Here is a 17420-nt window from a genome sequence, read left to right on the forward strand (position 1 = left end):
TCCTTCCGAATCGTCTCATTGTTATTTCAACGAAGTTTTAAGCGCTGCATCTAGTTCTTCCGCTGCTTTGGCCGGTGTAGCGGCATTTGAGGCTACCTTGAGCAGGGCGTCAGCGATATCGATGTATGCTTGTTCCATACCAGGATCATTCTTCGGCAGAGGCTGAAGATTGTTCATTTGCTCCATCATCACTTTCTCGAAATCACTTGAAGTGAACAGGCTGCTGAGCGATTTGCGCGCAGAAAGGACAAAGTTATTTTTGTTATAGATCGTCATTGCGTCTTTGTCCGTCAAGTATTTGATGAAGTCTGCAGCAGCTTCTTTATGCTTGGAACCTGCAGAGATGACAAGGCCATGCGCTTCACCGATCGATACGCTTTTGCCTGTGGCGCCTGCAGGAATCATGGCAGTCCCCCATACCTTGTCAAAGTCGGCGCCTTTGCCGCTCATGCTGCGGAATGCGGCTTTTCCATAGTAGCCGTCCACATACATACCCAGACGGCCGATAGAGAAGAGGTTACGCAAATCTTTCAGCTTCGCACCGGATGGGGAAACGCCGCTGCTTACGATGTTTTTATAGAATTCCAATGTTTTAACCATTTCAGGAGTATTGGCGTTGACATTGCCGTCTTTATCCAAGATCGAGCCGCCGTTTCCGTACAAGTTCCGTAGAGCAATTTCGCCATTGATGGCGAGTTTATCTGTTGGCTCGCCGAAGCCGTAAATTTGCTCCCCGCTGTCGGTTTTCAATTTGGACAGCGCCTCGGCATCCTTCAACAATTCATCAATTGTCGCAGGGGCTTTATCAGCCAGTCCGGCTTTCTTAAATAGCTCTTTATTGTAGTACAGGATATACGGTGTGGCCGCCCAAGGCACGCCCATCAGCTTGCCGTCGTAGGAGAAGTCCTCTTTGAAGCTTGGCAGCAAATCGTCTACATAATCTTTGCCCATCAAATCGTCAAGCGGTGCAACGATATCGGAAGCTGCGTAAGAGCCGAACCATGCCGGGAATGTCTGGATGACATCCGGCGCATTGTCCGTCGAGGCCATAACGAAGGTTTGCTGTTTAATGTCCGAGAACGGAATCGGGACAAACTCAATACTTACATTCGGGTTCTTCGCTTCATAGTTTTTTACCATTTCTTCAAGTGCAGGCTTGGTTGCTTCCTCGCTGATACTCCATGAGGCAAATGTTAATTTAATTGGTTCCTTGGCTCCTGTATCAGCAGCCTTGGTGTTTGCAGCTCCGTCTTTCGCATTGTTGCCGCTTGTGTTTGCGTTGTTCCCCCCACATGCAGTAAGCATGCTTGCAAGCATTACAGTTGTTAGAACGAGATAAGCGGCTTTATTCATTTTCTTCATGTTGACATCCTCCCTAGTATGGTGTGGCAGATTGTCTCTTTCACACCTTCATTATGTAAAAATAGAACGGTAATGAATATCTCCAATCCAAGACAGTTGTTCATAATTCGTGACTTCGGGATCATCAAGTTGTGACATTCATCTCGTTTTTATGACTTTCATCCCTATTATTGCATCGGAAACTATTCATTTATGGCATAATGAAATCACTATAATCTCAAGCAGGTGATGACGCTGACTCCATTCAGCTCGGTAAAGAGATACGTTAAAGAATTGCCACGGGTATTTTGGACCTATTTTCTTTCTTACTTAATCGTGATTCTTCTTCCTATTGTTTTGCTGAGCTATGCTGCTTATAGCTTTACCGTTTCAACGCTTGAGGACGAATTAAGTCAAGCAACTCTTCATGCATCCAAACAGAAAAGCGCTTCCATTGAGAAAATAATTGTGGATATGCAATCCATTGGCGTGCGCATTGGCATGGACGGAAGAATGACTAGCTATTTGAATGATCCGGGCAATCAATTTCTTCTCAATGACACGCGAGATATATTAAAGACAACGGCCACGGAGAATGAAGCCGTTGAATCCATCGATTTATATTCGATAGAATCGCATCAAATTATTGCTTCGAACGGCTATACAAGGCAATACGCGAATTCGCCTAAGGATATCTGGATTAGTGAAGGACTTACATCGTCAAAAGCGGGATTTTGGCTAAGCTCCCGTGCTGGCGATTACGAAATGGACAAAATCGTTACGTACGTCATCAAGATCCCTGTACTGCGGAAAAGCAGCTTTACTGGATTACTGGCCATTCACATGCACGAATCGGCGCTCATGAACATGCTGAAGAAGATGGAAGGAAATCCGTATACCACGACCTTTATTCTGGATCCGCAAGGCAACATCGTTTCTTCTTCCGCGCCGGAAGAACCTAACCCCGATCATGTCCATCGACTATTTACGGAAAGCAGCGGCGATCCGTCAGAGGTTGGCTATCAGATCATGAAAGAAGATGGAGATAAGGAACTCATCACTTATGTAAAGACGTTTAGCAACAAGTGGAGCATCGTTTCCGAAACTCCCCTGCAATATGTGGTTTCCAAGTTTTCATATATACGCAATGTTGCTTGGATCACTTGCATCCTGCTTGTCTTGCTGGGCATTATTTTGTCCTATTTCATGTCCAGAAGAATGTATACGCCCATCAAATCGTTAATCGACAAAACGTTGCCTTATAATAACAGAGGCGAGGCTTCGCAACTTGTTAGGCGAAAGAATGAATTGGAAACCATTTCTCATATACTAGACCATGTTTTTAGCAAAAACGACGCATGGGAAAAGCAATTCCGCATGAATCTGCCCGTCCTTCGCGAAAGATTTCTACTCGCGCTGATTAACAACAAATACAGCGACCTTCACGAATTAAACGCTAAGCTTGAATTTTTGCATATTCACTTTCCAGATCCTAATTTTGTTGTTTTCATCATTGAAATTGACGAATACAGCTTGCTGGTGGACAGCTATTCTTCCAAAGATCAGAACTTGTACAAGTACGCCATGATGAATATTGCCGAGGAGCTGGCTGCGAAGAATTACACCTGCTTGGCGGCGGAGTCGGATGAGAACCAGCTTGTCCTCCTGATCAATCTGGAAGGCGATCCTACAACGAACGAAGAGACCAAAGAAAAGTTGGCCGTACTTGGCGAGGAAATTAAAAATGTGATCTATCAGCTGCTTAACATCTCCGTTACGATCGGTATCGGAAGCGCATATTCGCAAATGATGCAAACCTATTACTCCTTTAAAGAAGCCAGTGAGGTTATTCGGGCCAAAATCGTGGCTGGCATGAATATCGTGCTCTTCTATGAAGATCTGGTCAAGGAAGCTGATTATCAATTTGAATTGCCGCCTTATTTCTCAACGCATATGATCAATTTCTTGAAGGCTGGGCAGCTTGAAGAAGCGCTTAGTAGCTTGAACGAGCTGTATCAGCAAATGAGATCGCGCTCGAAGTTAAACGAAGAAGTTATTTTCCGTACGTATAGTCTTATTGTTGAAGATATGCTGAGAAATCTACACGATTTGAACGTTAATACGGAACATATATTTGGACACAACCATAATCTGTTCCGAGAGCTAGCCTCCAAAGAGACGATTCATGCGATTCATCATTGGATTTCCGCTATGGTGAACAAAATTAGCGAAGCGCTGCAGCAGCAGCCCAAGAAGAACAGCTATATCGAGACCGTTATGGCGTACATGGATCAATATTATTATTTGGATCTATCCGTAGAGACGATATCGGAGCAGGTGAATCTGCATCATGCCTATTTAAGCCGTATGTTTAAACAAGACGTAGGCAAGACCATGTTGGAGTATTTAACGATTAAGCGGATTGAAGCGAGCAAGGCGCTGCTCATGGAAACGGAGCAAACGATTAATGAGATAGCTGCTAATATAGGCTATAACAACGCAAATAGCTTCATACGCTTTTTCAAAAGGTACGAGGGGCTGACTCCCGGGGATTTCAGAAAGGCGAATAAGCAACAACTGAATCACAAATAAACGAACCGCCATCTGACTGTCAGATGGCGGTTCGTTATCTATTATTTCCTATAGATAGCCGTTCTCGCGGAAGAACTCCAGGCTCAGCTTCGCGCTTTCCAGCGAAGAGTTCGCGAACTGCTCTTGTTCCACGATGACGTACTGGATGCCGACTTGCTCCGCTACATCAAGCACACCCTTCAGATCGACAACGCCTTTGCCCACTTCCGTGTCGCTGCGGCCAACGCCGAAGTCTTTGAAGTGCGCGAGAGGCACGCGGCCTGCATAACGAGTTGCATAATCAACCGGATTCTGTCCGCCCATATGCACCCAGCCGAAATCGAATTCCGCCTGCAGATATTCAGCCGGAACCTTCTCGAGCAGCAGATCCATGATCGGCTTGCCGTCAACGAGCTTGAATTCAAAATCATGGTTATGATAGCCGTAGATCAGGCCCGCTTCCTTCACTTGCTTGCCCGCTGCTTCGAGGATGCCTGCCAGTCTCGTTACATCGTCGATCGTCGGATTCTCAGGCAATGGCGCCCAAGGCGTAATGATATATTGGAGGCCAAGCTCCTTTGCATATTCGATTTGCTTCTCGAGATCCGCTTCAATCTTCTCCGGCTCGCCGAAGTTCAAACCGACATGCGCAGATGGCGCCTGCAAGCCGAGCTCATCCAGAAGTGCTTTCAATTCTTTCGCCGGTGTGTTGAAGTAACCTGCAAACTCAACCGCTTGATAGCCCATTTCCGCTACCTTGCGAATCGTACCGAGAAAATCCTTTTCCGTTTGGTCACGGAGCGTATACAACTGTAGAGCGACTACTGGTTTTGCCACTGCTTCCACCTCATAATCGGATTATTGGATAACGATGCAAAAAAGGGAGAGCGACATGTCCTTGCGCCATGTCATCTCTCCCTAATTATAGCGAACGCCCAAGCTTAAACTACCTCAGCTTTTGGGACATTCTTTTGTCATTTTGGTATTACGATCCAGCAAACTCGAATTACTTGCTAAAGTTCTTCAAGTTGTAGAACGCGCTCTTGCCTGCGTATTGAGCAGTCGAGCCCAATTGATCTTCGATACGAAGCAATTGGTTGTATTTCGCAACGCGGTCCGTACGGGACGGAGCGCCTGTTTTGATTTGGCCAGCGTTTGTCGCAACAGCGATGTCTGCGATTGTGCTGTCTTCGGACTCACCGGAACGGTGAGAGATAACTGCTGTGTAACCCGCGCGTTTTGCCATTTCGATCGCATCGAATGTTTCAGTCAGGGAACCGATTTGGTTTACTTTAACCAGGATCGAGTTACCTACGCCTTTGTCGATACCATCAGACAGACGCTCTGTGTTCGTTACGAACAGGTCGTCACCAACGAGTTGTACTTTGCCGCCCAATTTGTCAGTGAGCAATTTCCAACCTTCCCAGTCGTCTTCGGAGCAGCCGTCTTCGATTGTGATGATTGGGTACTTCTCAACCCACGAAGCAAGCAGGTCAACGAATTCTGCGGAAGTGAAGGAACGGCCTTCGCCTTCAAGGTGGTACTTGCCGTCTTTGTAGAACTCAGTGGAAGCAACGTCCATACCGAGGAATACGTCAACGCCTGGCTTGTAGCCTGCGCGCTCGATAGCGGAGATGATTGTTGTGATTGCTTCTTCATTGGAACCAAGGTTCGGTGCGAAGCCGCCTTCGTCGCCAACTGCTGTGTTCAGGCCTTTATCTTTCAGAACCGATTTCAGGTTGTGGAAGATTTCTGCGCCGATGCGAAGCGCTTCTTTGAAGCTCTCTGCGCCAACTGGCAGAACCATGAACTCTTGAACGTCGATGTTGTTGTCAGCGTGCTCGCCGCCATTAACGATGTTCATCATTGGAACTGGAAGCGTCTTAGCGTTGAATCCGCCAAGGTATGTGTACAAAGGTACGTCAAGCGCGTCTGCAGCTGCACGTGCGCAAGCCATCGAAACCGCAAGAATTGCGTTTGCACCGAGTTTGCCTTTGTTGTGTGTTCCGTCAAGTTGGATCATTTTGCGGTCGATCAATACTTGATCAAGCGCGTCCAGACCGATGATCTCAGGAGCGATGATTGTGTTAACGTTATCGACAGCTGTCAGAACGCCTTTGCCGAGGTAACGGGATTTGTCGCCGTCGCGAAGCTCAACGGCTTCGTATGCGCCAGTGGATGCGCCGGATGGAACGATTGCACGGCCTTTGCCGCCGGACTCCAGCATAACTTCAACTTCAACGGTAGGGTTACCGCGGGAATCAAGCACTTCGCGTGCATAAACGTCAGTAATGATAGACATGTACGAAACACTCCTTCAATATGTTTTGTGTAAAAGTTGCATCCCTCATGCGGCGATCATCAAACCTAAACGACCTCAATCATTCACCGCATTAAGGATAAAATTAAACCTACTTAAGGTATTTCTTAAAATTGCGCCGCTTAACCTTGGACAAGCGATGTTCCTGTCATCTCTTCAGGCTTTTGCAGTCCCGAGAGCGCAAGAATCGTCGGTGCGATATCAGCGAGAATGCCGTCTTCGCGCAGTGGGCCAACCTGTCTCGTTACGATGAACGGAACCGGGTTTGTCGTATGCGCTGTGAACGGACGACCATTCTCATCAATAACCATATCGGCATTTCCGTGATCCGCTGTAATAAGGCATACGCCGCCTTTTGCAAGAACCGCTTCAACGACCTTGCCAAGGCACTCGTCTGTTGCTTCTACCGCTTTGATCGTCGGCTCCAGCATGCCGGAGTGACCGACCATGTCCGGATTCGCGAAGTTCAAGATGATGACATCTTGACGATCCGCTTCGATTTCTTTCACCGCAGCTGCCGCCACTTCATACGCGCTCATCTCCGGCTGAAGGTCATAAGTCGCAACCTTCGGCGAAGGGATCAGAATACGTGTCTCGCCTGGCAGCTCTGCATCACGTCCGCCGCTGAAGAAGAACGTCACGTGCGGGTACTTCTCCGTCTCGGCAATACGCAGCTGGCGCTTGTTGTTCTGTACAAGCACTTCACCGAGCGTGTTATCGAGATTCTTAGGCTTATACGCTACGAATCCGCCTACCGTTTCACTGAACAGCGTCAAGCAGACGAAGTAAAGGTTCTCTGGCGCTTTCGGGCCACGATCGAATCCGCGGAAGTCTGTGTTCGTGAACACCTGTGACAGCTGGATCGCACGGTCAGGACGGAAGTTAAAGAAGATAACGGCATCATCCGACTCCACAACGCCGACTGGGCTGCCGTCTTCCTTCACGATTACCGTCGGCATGACGAACTCGTCGTATACCGATTTCTCGTACGATTCTACAACCGCTTGGATCGGGTCTGTATACTGAGGACCTTCTCCGTACACCATCGCGCGGTACGACTTCTCCGTACGCTCCCAACGCTTATCGCGATCCATTGCGTAGTAGCGGCCTTGTACAGTCGCGATCTTGCCTACGCCAACTTCTGCGATCTTCGCTGTAAGCTGCTCCAGATAACCTTTCGCGCTGTCAGGCGATACGTCGCGTCCATCGAGGAACGCGTGAATGTACACTTCTTCGAGATTTTCTTTCTTCGCCAGCTCAAGCAGCGCGAACAAGTGAGCGATATGGCTGTGTACGCCGCCGTCGGACAGCAGTCCGTACAGGTGCAGCTTCGTGCCTTTCTCTTTCACATGCTTAATTGCGCCATGGAGTGTTTGGTTGTCGAAGAAATCCAGATCACGGATTGACTTGCTGATGCGAGTCAGATCCTGATAGACAACCCGACCTGCACCGATGTTCAAGTGGCCAACTTCGGAGTTGCCCATTTGACCTTCCGGCAAGCCAACCGCTTCGCCGCAAGCTGTCAGCGTCGTATGCGGGTAAGTCGCCCAGTAACGGTCGTAATTCGGCTTATTCGCTTGTGCCACGGCGTTGCCCGTCACATCGTTACGAAGGCCGAATCCGTCCAAGATAATAAGCGCTACAGGTGCTGTCATATCTTACTTCGCCCCCTCGACCAATGCGATGAAGGATGCAGGCTCAAGGCTTGCACCGCCGACCAAAGCGCCGTCGATATTGGATTGACCAAGATATTCGCTTACGTTGTTTGGCTTCACGCTGCCGCCGTATTGAATACGAACCGCGTTCGCTGTAGCTGCATCGTACAAGCCAGCAATAACGCCGCGGATGAACGCGATAACGTCCTCTGCATCTGCCGCTGTCGACGATTTGCCTGTTCCAATTGCCCAGATCGGCTCATAAGCAACAACCACTTCAACGGCTTGAGCCGCGGAAAGGCCAGCGAAAGCCGCTTCTGTTTGCACTTGGCAAACGCTCTTCGTTTGTTCTGCTTCGCGCTCTTCGAGCTTCTCGCCAACACATACGATTGGTGTAAGACCGTGCTTGAACGCTGCTTGCACTTTCTTATTTACGATTTCATCCGTTTCTGCAAAATATGCGCGGCGCTCCGAGTGGCCGATAATCACATATTTCACGCCCAGGTCCTTCAGCATAACGCCGCTGATTTCGCCTGTGAATGCACCGTTGTCTTCGAAGTGAAGGTTCTGTGCGCCAATTGCGATGCTTGTGCCTTGTGCCGCTTCTACAAGCGCTGGCAGTGTCGTAAATGGTGCGCAGATAACCGCTTCTACGCCGCTTACTTCTGCTTTACCTTTTACTTCAGAGAAGAAAGCAGTCGCTTCCGAAACCGTTTTGAACATTTTCCAGTTGCCTGCAATAATCGGTGTACGCATGTCGATATCGCTCCTTAACCTTTAACTTGTCTTACGATCTTACTTATCGTTCAGTGCAACAACGCCCGGGAGCGCTTTGCCTTCCATAAATTCAAGCGATGCGCCGCCACCAGTGGAGATGTGGTCCATCTTGTCAGCGAGGCCGAATTTCTCAGCAGCTGCAGCCGAGTCGCCGCCGCCGATTACGGTGTAAGCGGAAGTCTCTGCGCAAGCTTGTGCTACAGCACGTGTGCCATGGGAGAACGGCTCGATCTCGAATACGCCCATTGGTCCGTTCCAAACAACCAATTTAGATTCTTTGATCACATTTGCATAGATTTCACGAGTCTTCGGTCCGATGTCGATGCCTTCCCAGTCAGCAGGGATGCCGTCAACGTCAACGATATTCGTGTTTGCTTTCGCGCTGAATTCGTCTGTTACAACGATATCAACCGGCAGCAGGAATTGCTTGCCAAGGGACTTCGCTTTCTCGATGAACTCGAGTGCCAGATCCAGCTTGGAGTTGTCGCACAGCGATTGGCCGATTTCGTGGCCTTGCGCTTTGAAGAATGTATAGGACAGACCGCCACCGATGATGATGTTGTCTGCGATTTCGATCATTTTGTTGATAACGTCGATCTTGTCTTTAACTTTGGAACCGCCGACGATTGCTGTGAATGGACGCTCTGGCTTCAGCAGCGCACGACCAAGCACGTCAAGCTCCTTCTCCATCAAGAGGCCTGAAACAGCCGGCAGGTGGTGAGCAATGCCCTCTGTGGATGCATGTGCACGGTGAGCTGCACCGAATGCATCGTTGACGAACAGATCAGCCAGCTCGGCAAAAGCTTTCGCCAGTTCCGGATCGTTCTTCTCTTCGCCTTCGTAGAACCGCACGTTCTCCAGAAGAAGCACGTCGCCCTCTTGCAGAGCAGCTACTTGCGCCTTCACGGAGTCTCCGATCGCTTCGTCGGTTTTTACAACAGGCTTGCCGAGCAATTGGGACAGACGCACGCCAGCTTCTGTCAGACGCATGCTCTCAACAACTTGACCTTTTGGACGTCCCAGGTGGCTCGCCAAAATAACTTTCGCGCCGTTCTCGATCAAATACTTAATGGTTGGAAGTGTTTCGCGGATCCGTGTATCATCGGTAATTGCACCGTTTTCCATTGGCACGTTAAAATCTACGCGGACAAATACGCGTTTGCCGGCTACTTCAACGTCACGTACACTCTTCTTGTTCATAAGTAGAAATCCTCCCGGGGTACCTAAGTTCACTAAGATGAATGCTGCTAATCCGTTCATCCCAGGATAAAGGTCTAAGTATATTAAAAATTCTCCACTTGCTATCCATCCCACAGTCCCGCTGCAGGTTTATATTTATAGGTTTAGATGATGCTATAGTGTCCCGAAAACTATCGAGAAGGAGCTGCAGCAAGCAGCTCCTTCACGTTTAGTAAGGGTCTTATCTATGTCTTACAGGCCTTTGGATGCGATGTAAGCAGCCAGGTCAACTACACGGTTGGAGTAGCCCCACTCGTTGTCGTACCAGGAAATTACTTTTACCATGTTGCCTTCAACAACCATAGTCGACAGTGCGTCGATTGTGGAGGAAGCTGGGTCACCATTGTAGTCGCTCGATACAAGCGGCTCATCGGAGTAGTTCAAGATGCCTTTAAGGGAAGTGTTAGCAGCGTCTTTCAGAGCTGCGTTAACTTCTTCAACGGTTACGTTCACTTTCAGTTCAGCAACCAGGTCAGTTACAGAAACGTTAGGTGTAGGAACACGCATAGCCATACCGTTCAATTTGCCTTTCAGCTCAGGCAGTACAAGGGATACTGCTTTAGCAGCGCCTGTCGAAGAAGGAATGATGTTTTCTGCAGCAGCACGAGCACGGCGCAGGTCTTTATGTGGAACGTCAAGAACGGATTGGTCGTTAGTGTACGAGTGAATTGTAGTCATCATACCTTTAACGATACCGAATTTGTCGTTAAGAACTTTTGCGAATGGAGCTAGGCAGTTCGTCGTACAAGATGCATTGGAGATAACAGTGTGAGCTGCTGCATCGTATTTGTCTTCGTTAACGCCCATAACGATTGTGATGTCTTCATTGGAAGCTGGTGCGGAGATGATAACTTTCTTCGCGCCGCCTTTCAAGTGAAGCTCAGCTTTTTCTTTCGCTGTGAAAATACCAGTGGATTCAACAACGATTTCAGCGCCTACAGATGCCCAAGGAAGGTTCTCTGGGTTGCGTTCAGCAAAAACTTTGATTTCGCGGCCGTTCACGATCAGCGCGCCTTCTTTTGCTTCAACTGTACCGTCCAGTTGACCGTGAGTCGTGTCGTACTTCAGCAGGTGAGCCAGTGTGTTTGTGTCTGTCAAATCGTTAACAGCCACCACTTCAACATTCGGGTTATTCAGAGCTGCGCGGAACACGTTACGACCGATACGACCAAATCCGTTAATACCAACTTTTACCATTGTAAATTCCTCCTAGACATAATTTCATTTATCTCAAGACGAGTATCAGCCGCTTGAAGCAAGCCGCTTTCGTCAAGATCACTTGCTTGTGATTCACTTCGCTTCTTGTTGTTCCTTGTCGATGATTGCAGCAATCTCAAGCGCTGCAGCTTCATCCGTGACGAGCACATCGTCGTTCCCGAAATGCATGACCGCTGCGATAGCTTCGCCTTTGCTGCGGCCGCCTGCGATAGCGATGACGACTTCTGTTGCCATAATATCCTCAAGTCTGAGGCCAGCGGTTAGCATCTTGTGAACAACGGCACCATTTCTATCGAAATAGTAGCCGAACGATTCCGCAAGCGCGCCTTCCGCATGCATGGCTTCCACTACAGTAGCGTCTACGCGTCTGCGCCGCGCCATAACCATAGCGTCCCCGATCCCGTGTATGACGATGCGGCTACTGCGGATCACTTCCACAATCTCCCTCACGTTCGGTTCTTGCATCAAGGATGTATAAGCATCCTCGCCTAGATGGTCCGGTACATGGAGCATTCGGTACTGTGCGCCGGTTCGTTTCGCCATTGTCGAGGCGATGGTGTTCGCTTGATAATCAAGGCTTTCGCCAAGTCCGCCTCTAGCCGGTACGAACCAATTACCCTTGAACGGCGTTTGTGTCGTCAGCTGATTCGCAACCTGCGCCATCGTCGAGCCGCCTGTTACAGCTATGACGTCATTCTGCTTCATCGCCTTACTTAGCACGGCACAGCCGGCTTTGCCAAGCTCCCGCTTCGTATGCGGGGATGAATCGGAATCGCCGGAGACAATAACAACTTGTTTCAGCCCAAAATAATGGCGGATTCGCTCTTCCAGCTCCGACAAGCCAAACATCGCTTTGTAGAACGGCTCCATATCCTCCAGCAGTCGCTTCCCGGCTTCGCTGATGCGCATGCCTGCCGTATCAATCATAAGAAGCCCTTGGGCTTTCAAGAAATCGGTCTCCGCTCGGAGCACACGCTCTGTCATATCCAATGATGCTGCTAATGTGCGCCGGCCGATCATATCCGAGAGCATTACCTGGCGGAGTATGAGGTACCGTTTTCTCATCACAACGAGCAAGTCCGGCAGAAGTTGCTGCTGTATTTCGATGAGAGATTGCATCCTTCAACATCAACTCCTGTTACGAGTAGAGCGCGATTCACGGGGACAAGTACGTGGACGCGTTATGTCCCGGCTGCACTTTTTAAGTCCCACGTTTATTGTACTCCAAACTTCAGGCAGGGGCAAGATCACTTTGCCCGGTGAAAACGTTTACTGTGACGATTTCTGAAAATTTAATTTCCTGCAAGCACTTGCATTTCTATGTGCAATCACATATACTTATCTTCGCTGTCACAATTCGCGCCCGTGGTCCAATGGATATGACGTAGGCCTCCGGAGCCTGAGATCGAGGTTCAATTCCTCGCGGGCGCGCCATTTACAAATACGCAACATATGCTTTCATAACAAAGGACCTTCCGATAATCGGAGGGTCCTTCTTGCATTGTACTTGCACGTACGCCCTGCCCTGCACCTCATACAGCATCTCCAATTCTGCAGCAAAGTAACCTTGTTTCCTCGCGAAATTGACTGACTTTTGCGCCACTCTGACCATCTTTGACTTTTCCTGATCTATCCGTTATGATGAATACACAGCTCACCAATTTTAATCCATGTTCCCTAAGGAGGTCTTACGATGGAAATGATGAATTTCGTACCAATGGTTATTGAACAGAACAACCGCGGCGAACGTGCTTACGACATCTACTCCCGTTTGCTGAAGGATCGAATTGTTTTCCTCGGCACACCGGTCAACGATATGGTCGCAAACTCCATTATCGCACAGCTGTTGTTCCTAGCAGCCGATGATCCGGACAAGGACATCTCACTTTACATTAACAGCCCTGGCGGTTCGGTATCCGCTGGTCTCGCTATTTTTGATACAATGCACTTCATTAAACCGCAAGTGTCGACGATCTGTGTCGGTATGGCCGCTTCGATGGGCGCGTTCCTGCTCGCGGCAGGCGCCAAAGGCAAGCGTTATGCACTGCCTAACAGCGAAGTGATGATTCATCAACCGCTCGGCGGTGCGCAAGGCCAAGCAAGCGATATCGAGATTCGCGCGAAGCATATCTTGAAGACTCGCGATACGCTGAACGGAATTCTATCCGCGAACACAGGTCAGCCGCTTGAGAAGATCGAGCGCGATACAGACCGCGATTACTTCATGTCAGCTGCTGAAGCTGCTGCATACGGCCTCGTTGATAAAGTAATTGAGAAGATGTAATCCAGAAAGTCTAACCAACTTAATGATGTACCATGTGAAAGAGCGAACTTCCCTCACCAGGGAAGTTCGCTCTTTGCTTTATTCATTAGGTTCATTACGTTCATTAAGTCCGTTAATTTCATTACATTCGTTGATGCAATTGCTATTAATTATCATAAATTAGTAGTTATGTCAACAGTCATTTAACGCGCTGAATCGGTGCGGACTGGCTCTAAAAATCATGTTACTATGTACTAAATGATTCCATATCCACCGTCCCTTAGGCTATGCTTTGGAAATCTATAATATCGGAGTTGCACACGCATGAAACTTACGAATCCATTCGCAAGCGTGCGAAATTTTATTCGGTCAGGCGATGCGGTAAGCGCATACGCACAGTACACACCTGCCTATGAGCCGGGCTTTGCACATTCGACTGCTGGAGATACACAGAATCTATTCTTGCCGATACAGGACAAGTCACTCCTGCTGCGACCGCTTAGCGATACCCATCTGATTGAAGTCTACCACGAAGCCATTGCAATGCGCTTGTCCGAAGAATTCATTGCCCTTATTGAACATGCCATCGAGCAGCGAGGCTTGACGACCAACAACGAACACAAGACGCTGGCATAAGCGTAATTCAACTTAATAAAGGCAGGCCGCTCTCCTTAAGGAGAATGGCCTGCCTTTTCTGTTTCATATCCGCTTATTGCATCTCATACACGACAGTAATGTCGGTCGAGACATTAATAACGCCTGTTTCTACACTCGTTGGCGCTTTTGCGTTCGACATCGCGCTGTCTGCCGACGCCATTCCGCCTTGACCGTAGTAGATCGGGCCGGAATTCACATTGTTTTGCGAGATCGAGATAACTTCCTTCACTTGCTTGCCTGCTGCCTTCGCAAGCGTATCTGCCTTCGCTCTCGCATTCGCCATTGCTTTATCCAGCGCCCCAAGCTCGTACTGGTCTTGTTTCTCCGTATCGAACTGAACGCCATCTACACGGTTAGCGCCCGATGTAGACAGTGCATCCAGCAGCTGGCCGATGCCATCCAGATTACGCGTCGTAATTTGAACGCTGTGCGTCGCTACATAACCTTTGACTTTGCTTTCGCCTGTCTTCTGGTCGTAGGTATATTCCGGTTGAACGTAGAAGCCTGTCGTCTTCACATCTTTCTCTGCCATCTTGTACGTTGTGAACAGCACTTTCTTTAAGCCGGCAAACTGATTCGCGTTCTGCGCTTGCGCATCCTTCGCCGCTGTTGCACGCGTCTCCACGGCAACGTTTACATAAGCAACGTCAGGTGTAACCTGCAGCTTGCCTGTACCCGCTACCGTAATCGTGCTCTTCTGTACAATTGCTGCGTTGTCTACTGCATACACTTCATTGCCATTGTGTCCCGCTGCTCCAAACACCGTTCCAACTCCTACTGCCAGTGCCAACACAGGCACAAGCACCCATTTCCGATTCCACATCATGATTCTCGCAGCCCCTTTTCTTCTTAAATGCGATTCTGTCTATTCAGACGCTGCGAGCTGAATGTTTGTTGCGGGCTGAACGGAAAATTGTTCCGAAAAAAGAAAAAACCCCCGCAAGGGAGCTTCTTCATGTGATCGCAGCCGATCTTATTGGTTCTCTAACTCTTCCTTGCTTACCAAATTGACTAAAGCGGTTACAGCCTGATCGGCGTCCGAACCTTCTGCACTAATTGTAACCTCAGTACCGGAACTGATTGCGAGGCTCATAATGCCCATAATCGATTTAGCATTCACTTTTTTATCATCCTTCTCTACGAACACCTCAGAAGAAAACTTGTTCGCTTCCTGAACAAAAAGTGCGGCTGGTCTTGCATGAAGACCCGTCTTCAGTCGAACGACAACCGGGTGTCTTGTCATGGAAACCTTACCCCCTATACGAAATTCAATCCAACGATTGAGACATTTACTAACGTCGTTTATTACATTATAGAATTTATATACTGCATCTGTATGAATTTCTATAATGTCTTTCGCGAAACGTAAGCTTTGACCGCCAATAGACGGCAACAGCCGTTTACACTTACTCACCATTATAACACTTTAATTAAGTCTACACTAGCCTTCCGCTACAGCGTTCCTTATTTTTTCGGCAAGCTCATCGATTTTGCGCAATCGGTGGTTCACACCGGACTTGCTCACTTTACCGCTAAGCATTTCGCCGACTTCCGTCAGATTCAAATCAGGATGCGTAAGCCGAACTTGCGCGACTTCCCGAAGCTTATCTGGCAAGGAATTGAGGCCCACTTCCCGATCGAGCAGCTTAATATTATCAATCTGCCGTACTGCCGCGCCAATCGTCTTGTTCAGATTGGCCGTCTCGCAGTTGACAATCCGGTTCACGGAGTTGCGCATATCCCGCATGATGCGGACATCCTCGAACTTGAACAATGCTTGATGCGCGCCGATGATGCTGAGGAGCTCGATAATCTTCTCGCCCTCTTTCATGTAGAAGATGAACCCCTTCTTGCGCTCGATACAGCGGGCATTCAAATCGAACTTGTTCGCCAGCTCTACAAGTGACTGACAGTGTTCTTCATACATGGTCGCAATTTCAAGGTGATAAGACGACCCTTCCGGATTGTTGACCGAACCGCCAGCTAGAAACGCGCCGCGCAAATACGAGCGTTTGCAGCAGGACTTGCGAATGATCTCTTTGTCGATGCCTTGATTGAACATAAAGCCTTCGGAAACGATCTTGAGATCAGCCAATATTTCCTGCACCTTTGTCGGAATCCGTACGATATAGACGTTGTTCTTCTTCAGTCTCATCTTCTTGCGCACGAGCAGCTCCGTATGAACGGCAAACTGCTTCTTGATGAGCGAATAGATTCGACGTGCAATCGCGGCATTCTCGGTGGAGATATCGAGGATGACTTTACGGCTAGACAGCGATACCGAACCGTTCATTCGGATGAGCGCCGATAGTTCCGCTTTCTCACAGCACGGATCCGCTTCGATGAGCGTCAATTCTTTTTTGGTTTGTCCCGCAAAAGACAATGTAACTCACCTCTTTCGTTCCATCCAGTTTTCCACAAGCTGATAAATATGATGGCTGAGCCGCACCGCATCATGACGCAGATACGTTCGGAACAGCACGAGCCGGTCGGCAATGACTTCATAGCCGCGCCGTTTCACTTCTTCTAAATCGAGATGGACCGCCTTCGCACCACGTTCAGCATATTTCATCTGCACCTGCTCCGGTATCTCGCCATCGTTGACGATGACATAGTCGAACAGATGATGTCCAATATGCGCATGCACAGCGGCTAGATGATCGCCGACCGAATAATTGTCCGTTTCGCCTGGCTGTGTCATCACGTTGCAGACGAACATCTTGACCGCATTCGAATCCACGATGCTCTCCGCCAGCTTCGGCACGAGCAAATTCGGAATAATGCTGGTGTATAAGCTACCTGGTCCAATGAGAATGGCGTCAGCCTGTTTGATGGCTTCCACCGCTTCCTCCAGCGGCTCCACATCGGGCGGCTCAATGAAGACCCGCTTGATTGCTTTGCCTGCCTTGGGAATGTTCGATTCTCCGGTAATAATCATTCCGTCTTCCGTTTCTGCTTTGAGCACAATCGCTTCCCCAGCAGCCGGGAGCACACGCCCGCGTACCGCCAATACTTTGCTCAGCATACGTACGCCAGAGACGAAATCACCCGAGATGTCCGTCATCGCTGCAAGCATCAAGTTGCCCAAGCTGTGGCCTGCAAGACCTGTGCCTGAGTTAAACCGATATTGCAGCATGTCTGACAGCAGCGGCTCCACATCCGCAAGTGCGATGAGCACGTTGCGAATATCGCCCGGAGGCGGCATCTGCAGTTCATTACGCAGAATGCCGGAGCTGCCACCGTCATCCGCCACTGTAACAATGGCTGTGATATCGAGTGGCTTCTCCTTCAATCCGCGCAACATGACGGAAAGACCCGTACCGCCGCCAATGACGACGATACGGGGCAATTGTTCCTTACGACGTTCTGTCATTTACGC

The 17420-nt window shown here is 49.0% G+C and carries 15 protein-coding genes and 1 tRNA gene; 4 read left to right on the forward strand and 12 right to left on the reverse strand.

The window, feature by feature from the left end; all coding sequences use genetic code 11:
- Positions 1-21: 21 nt before the first annotated feature.
- Positions 22-1362, reverse strand: coding sequence for an ABC transporter substrate-binding protein (locus tag AC0YNX_RS16260; RefSeq protein WP_475816714.1), 1341 nt, complete (start codon positions 1360-1362; stop codon positions 22-24).
- Positions 1363-1815: 453 nt separating this feature from the next.
- On the opposite strand from AC0YNX_RS16260, the gene AC0YNX_RS16265 reads away from it, so the two are divergent.
- Positions 1816-3933, forward strand: coding sequence for a helix-turn-helix domain-containing protein (locus AC0YNX_RS16265; RefSeq protein ID WP_475816787.1), 2118 nt, complete (start codon positions 1816-1818; stop codon positions 3931-3933).
- A 48-nt stretch (positions 3934-3981) separates the two neighbouring features.
- On the opposite strand, the gene AC0YNX_RS16270 is transcribed toward AC0YNX_RS16265, so the two are convergent.
- The 7 genes from AC0YNX_RS16270 to AC0YNX_RS16300 all read right to left on the reverse strand — a co-directional run bounded on the left by AC0YNX_RS16270 (position 3982) and on the right by AC0YNX_RS16300 (position 12240).
- Entirely contained in the window at positions 3982-4749 is a 768-nt protein-coding gene (locus tag AC0YNX_RS16270; protein WP_475816715.1) for a sugar phosphate isomerase/epimerase family protein, read from the reverse strand.
- A gap of 169 nt (positions 4750-4918) precedes the next feature.
- Complete coding sequence (gene eno / locus AC0YNX_RS16275; RefSeq protein WP_126013318.1) at positions 4919-6214, reverse strand: phosphopyruvate hydratase; 1296 nt, start codon at positions 6212-6214, stop codon at positions 4919-4921.
- A gap of 140 nt (positions 6215-6354) precedes the next feature.
- Positions 6355-7887, reverse strand: a complete 1533-nt coding sequence (gene gpmI / locus AC0YNX_RS16280; protein WP_475816716.1) for a 2,3-bisphosphoglycerate-independent phosphoglycerate mutase — start codon at positions 7885-7887, stop codon at positions 6355-6357.
- 3 nt (positions 7888-7890) lie between these two features.
- The gene (gene tpiA, locus AC0YNX_RS16285) at positions 7891-8643 is read right to left on the reverse strand and encodes a triose-phosphate isomerase (RefSeq protein ID WP_475816717.1); all 753 of its coding nucleotides are present in this window, start codon (positions 8641-8643) and stop codon (positions 7891-7893) included.
- A 39-nt stretch (positions 8644-8682) separates the two neighbouring features.
- A complete protein-coding gene (locus tag AC0YNX_RS16290) occupies positions 8683-9864 on the reverse strand; it encodes a phosphoglycerate kinase (RefSeq protein WP_475816718.1) in 1182 nt (393 codons plus the stop codon).
- A gap of 231 nt (positions 9865-10095) precedes the next feature.
- Positions 10096-11100 (reverse strand): type I glyceraldehyde-3-phosphate dehydrogenase, encoded by a 1005-nt coding sequence (gene gap, locus AC0YNX_RS16295; RefSeq protein WP_090583465.1) that lies wholly within the window; start codon positions 11098-11100, stop codon positions 10096-10098.
- Between the two features lie 93 nt (positions 11101-11193).
- Complete coding sequence (locus tag AC0YNX_RS16300) at positions 11194-12240, reverse strand: sugar-binding transcriptional regulator (RefSeq protein WP_475816719.1); 1047 nt, start codon at positions 12238-12240, stop codon at positions 11194-11196.
- Positions 12241-12480: 240 nt separating this feature from the next.
- On the opposite strand from AC0YNX_RS16300, the gene AC0YNX_RS16305 reads away from it, so the two are divergent.
- From AC0YNX_RS16305 to sda, 3 genes are all read left to right on the forward strand, one after another.
- Positions 12481-12555: transfer RNA gene (locus tag AC0YNX_RS16305), tRNA-Arg, on the forward strand.
- Between the two features lie 268 nt (positions 12556-12823).
- Entirely contained in the window at positions 12824-13405 is a 582-nt protein-coding gene (clpP, locus tag AC0YNX_RS16310; RefSeq protein ID WP_475816788.1) for an ATP-dependent Clp endopeptidase proteolytic subunit ClpP, read from the forward strand.
- A gap of 303 nt (positions 13406-13708) precedes the next feature.
- Positions 13709-14020, forward strand: coding sequence for a sporulation histidine kinase inhibitor Sda (sda, locus tag AC0YNX_RS16315; RefSeq protein WP_475816720.1), 312 nt, complete (start codon positions 13709-13711; stop codon positions 14018-14020).
- 73 nt (positions 14021-14093) lie between these two features.
- Here the strand turns inward: sda and AC0YNX_RS16320 are convergent, their stop codons facing one another.
- From AC0YNX_RS16320 to AC0YNX_RS16335, 4 genes are all read right to left on the reverse strand, one after another.
- Positions 14094-14867: an SIMPL domain-containing protein gene (locus AC0YNX_RS16320; protein ID WP_475816721.1), complete on the reverse strand. Its 774-nt coding sequence runs from the start codon at positions 14865-14867 to the stop codon at positions 14094-14096.
- 147 nt (positions 14868-15014) lie between these two features.
- Positions 15015-15284, reverse strand: coding sequence for an HPr family phosphocarrier protein (locus AC0YNX_RS16325; RefSeq protein WP_090583454.1), 270 nt, complete (start codon positions 15282-15284; stop codon positions 15015-15017).
- Between the two features lie 198 nt (positions 15285-15482).
- Positions 15483-16424 (reverse strand): DNA-binding protein WhiA, encoded by a 942-nt coding sequence (gene whiA, locus AC0YNX_RS16330; protein WP_475816722.1) that lies wholly within the window; start codon positions 16422-16424, stop codon positions 15483-15485.
- Between the two features lie 6 nt (positions 16425-16430).
- Positions 16431-17414, reverse strand: coding sequence for a gluconeogenesis factor YvcK family protein (locus AC0YNX_RS16335; protein WP_475816723.1), 984 nt, complete (start codon positions 17412-17414; stop codon positions 16431-16433).
- Between the last annotated feature and the right edge of the window lie 6 nt (positions 17415-17420).

Source organism: Paenibacillus sp. J31R98 (assembly GCF_056269245.1).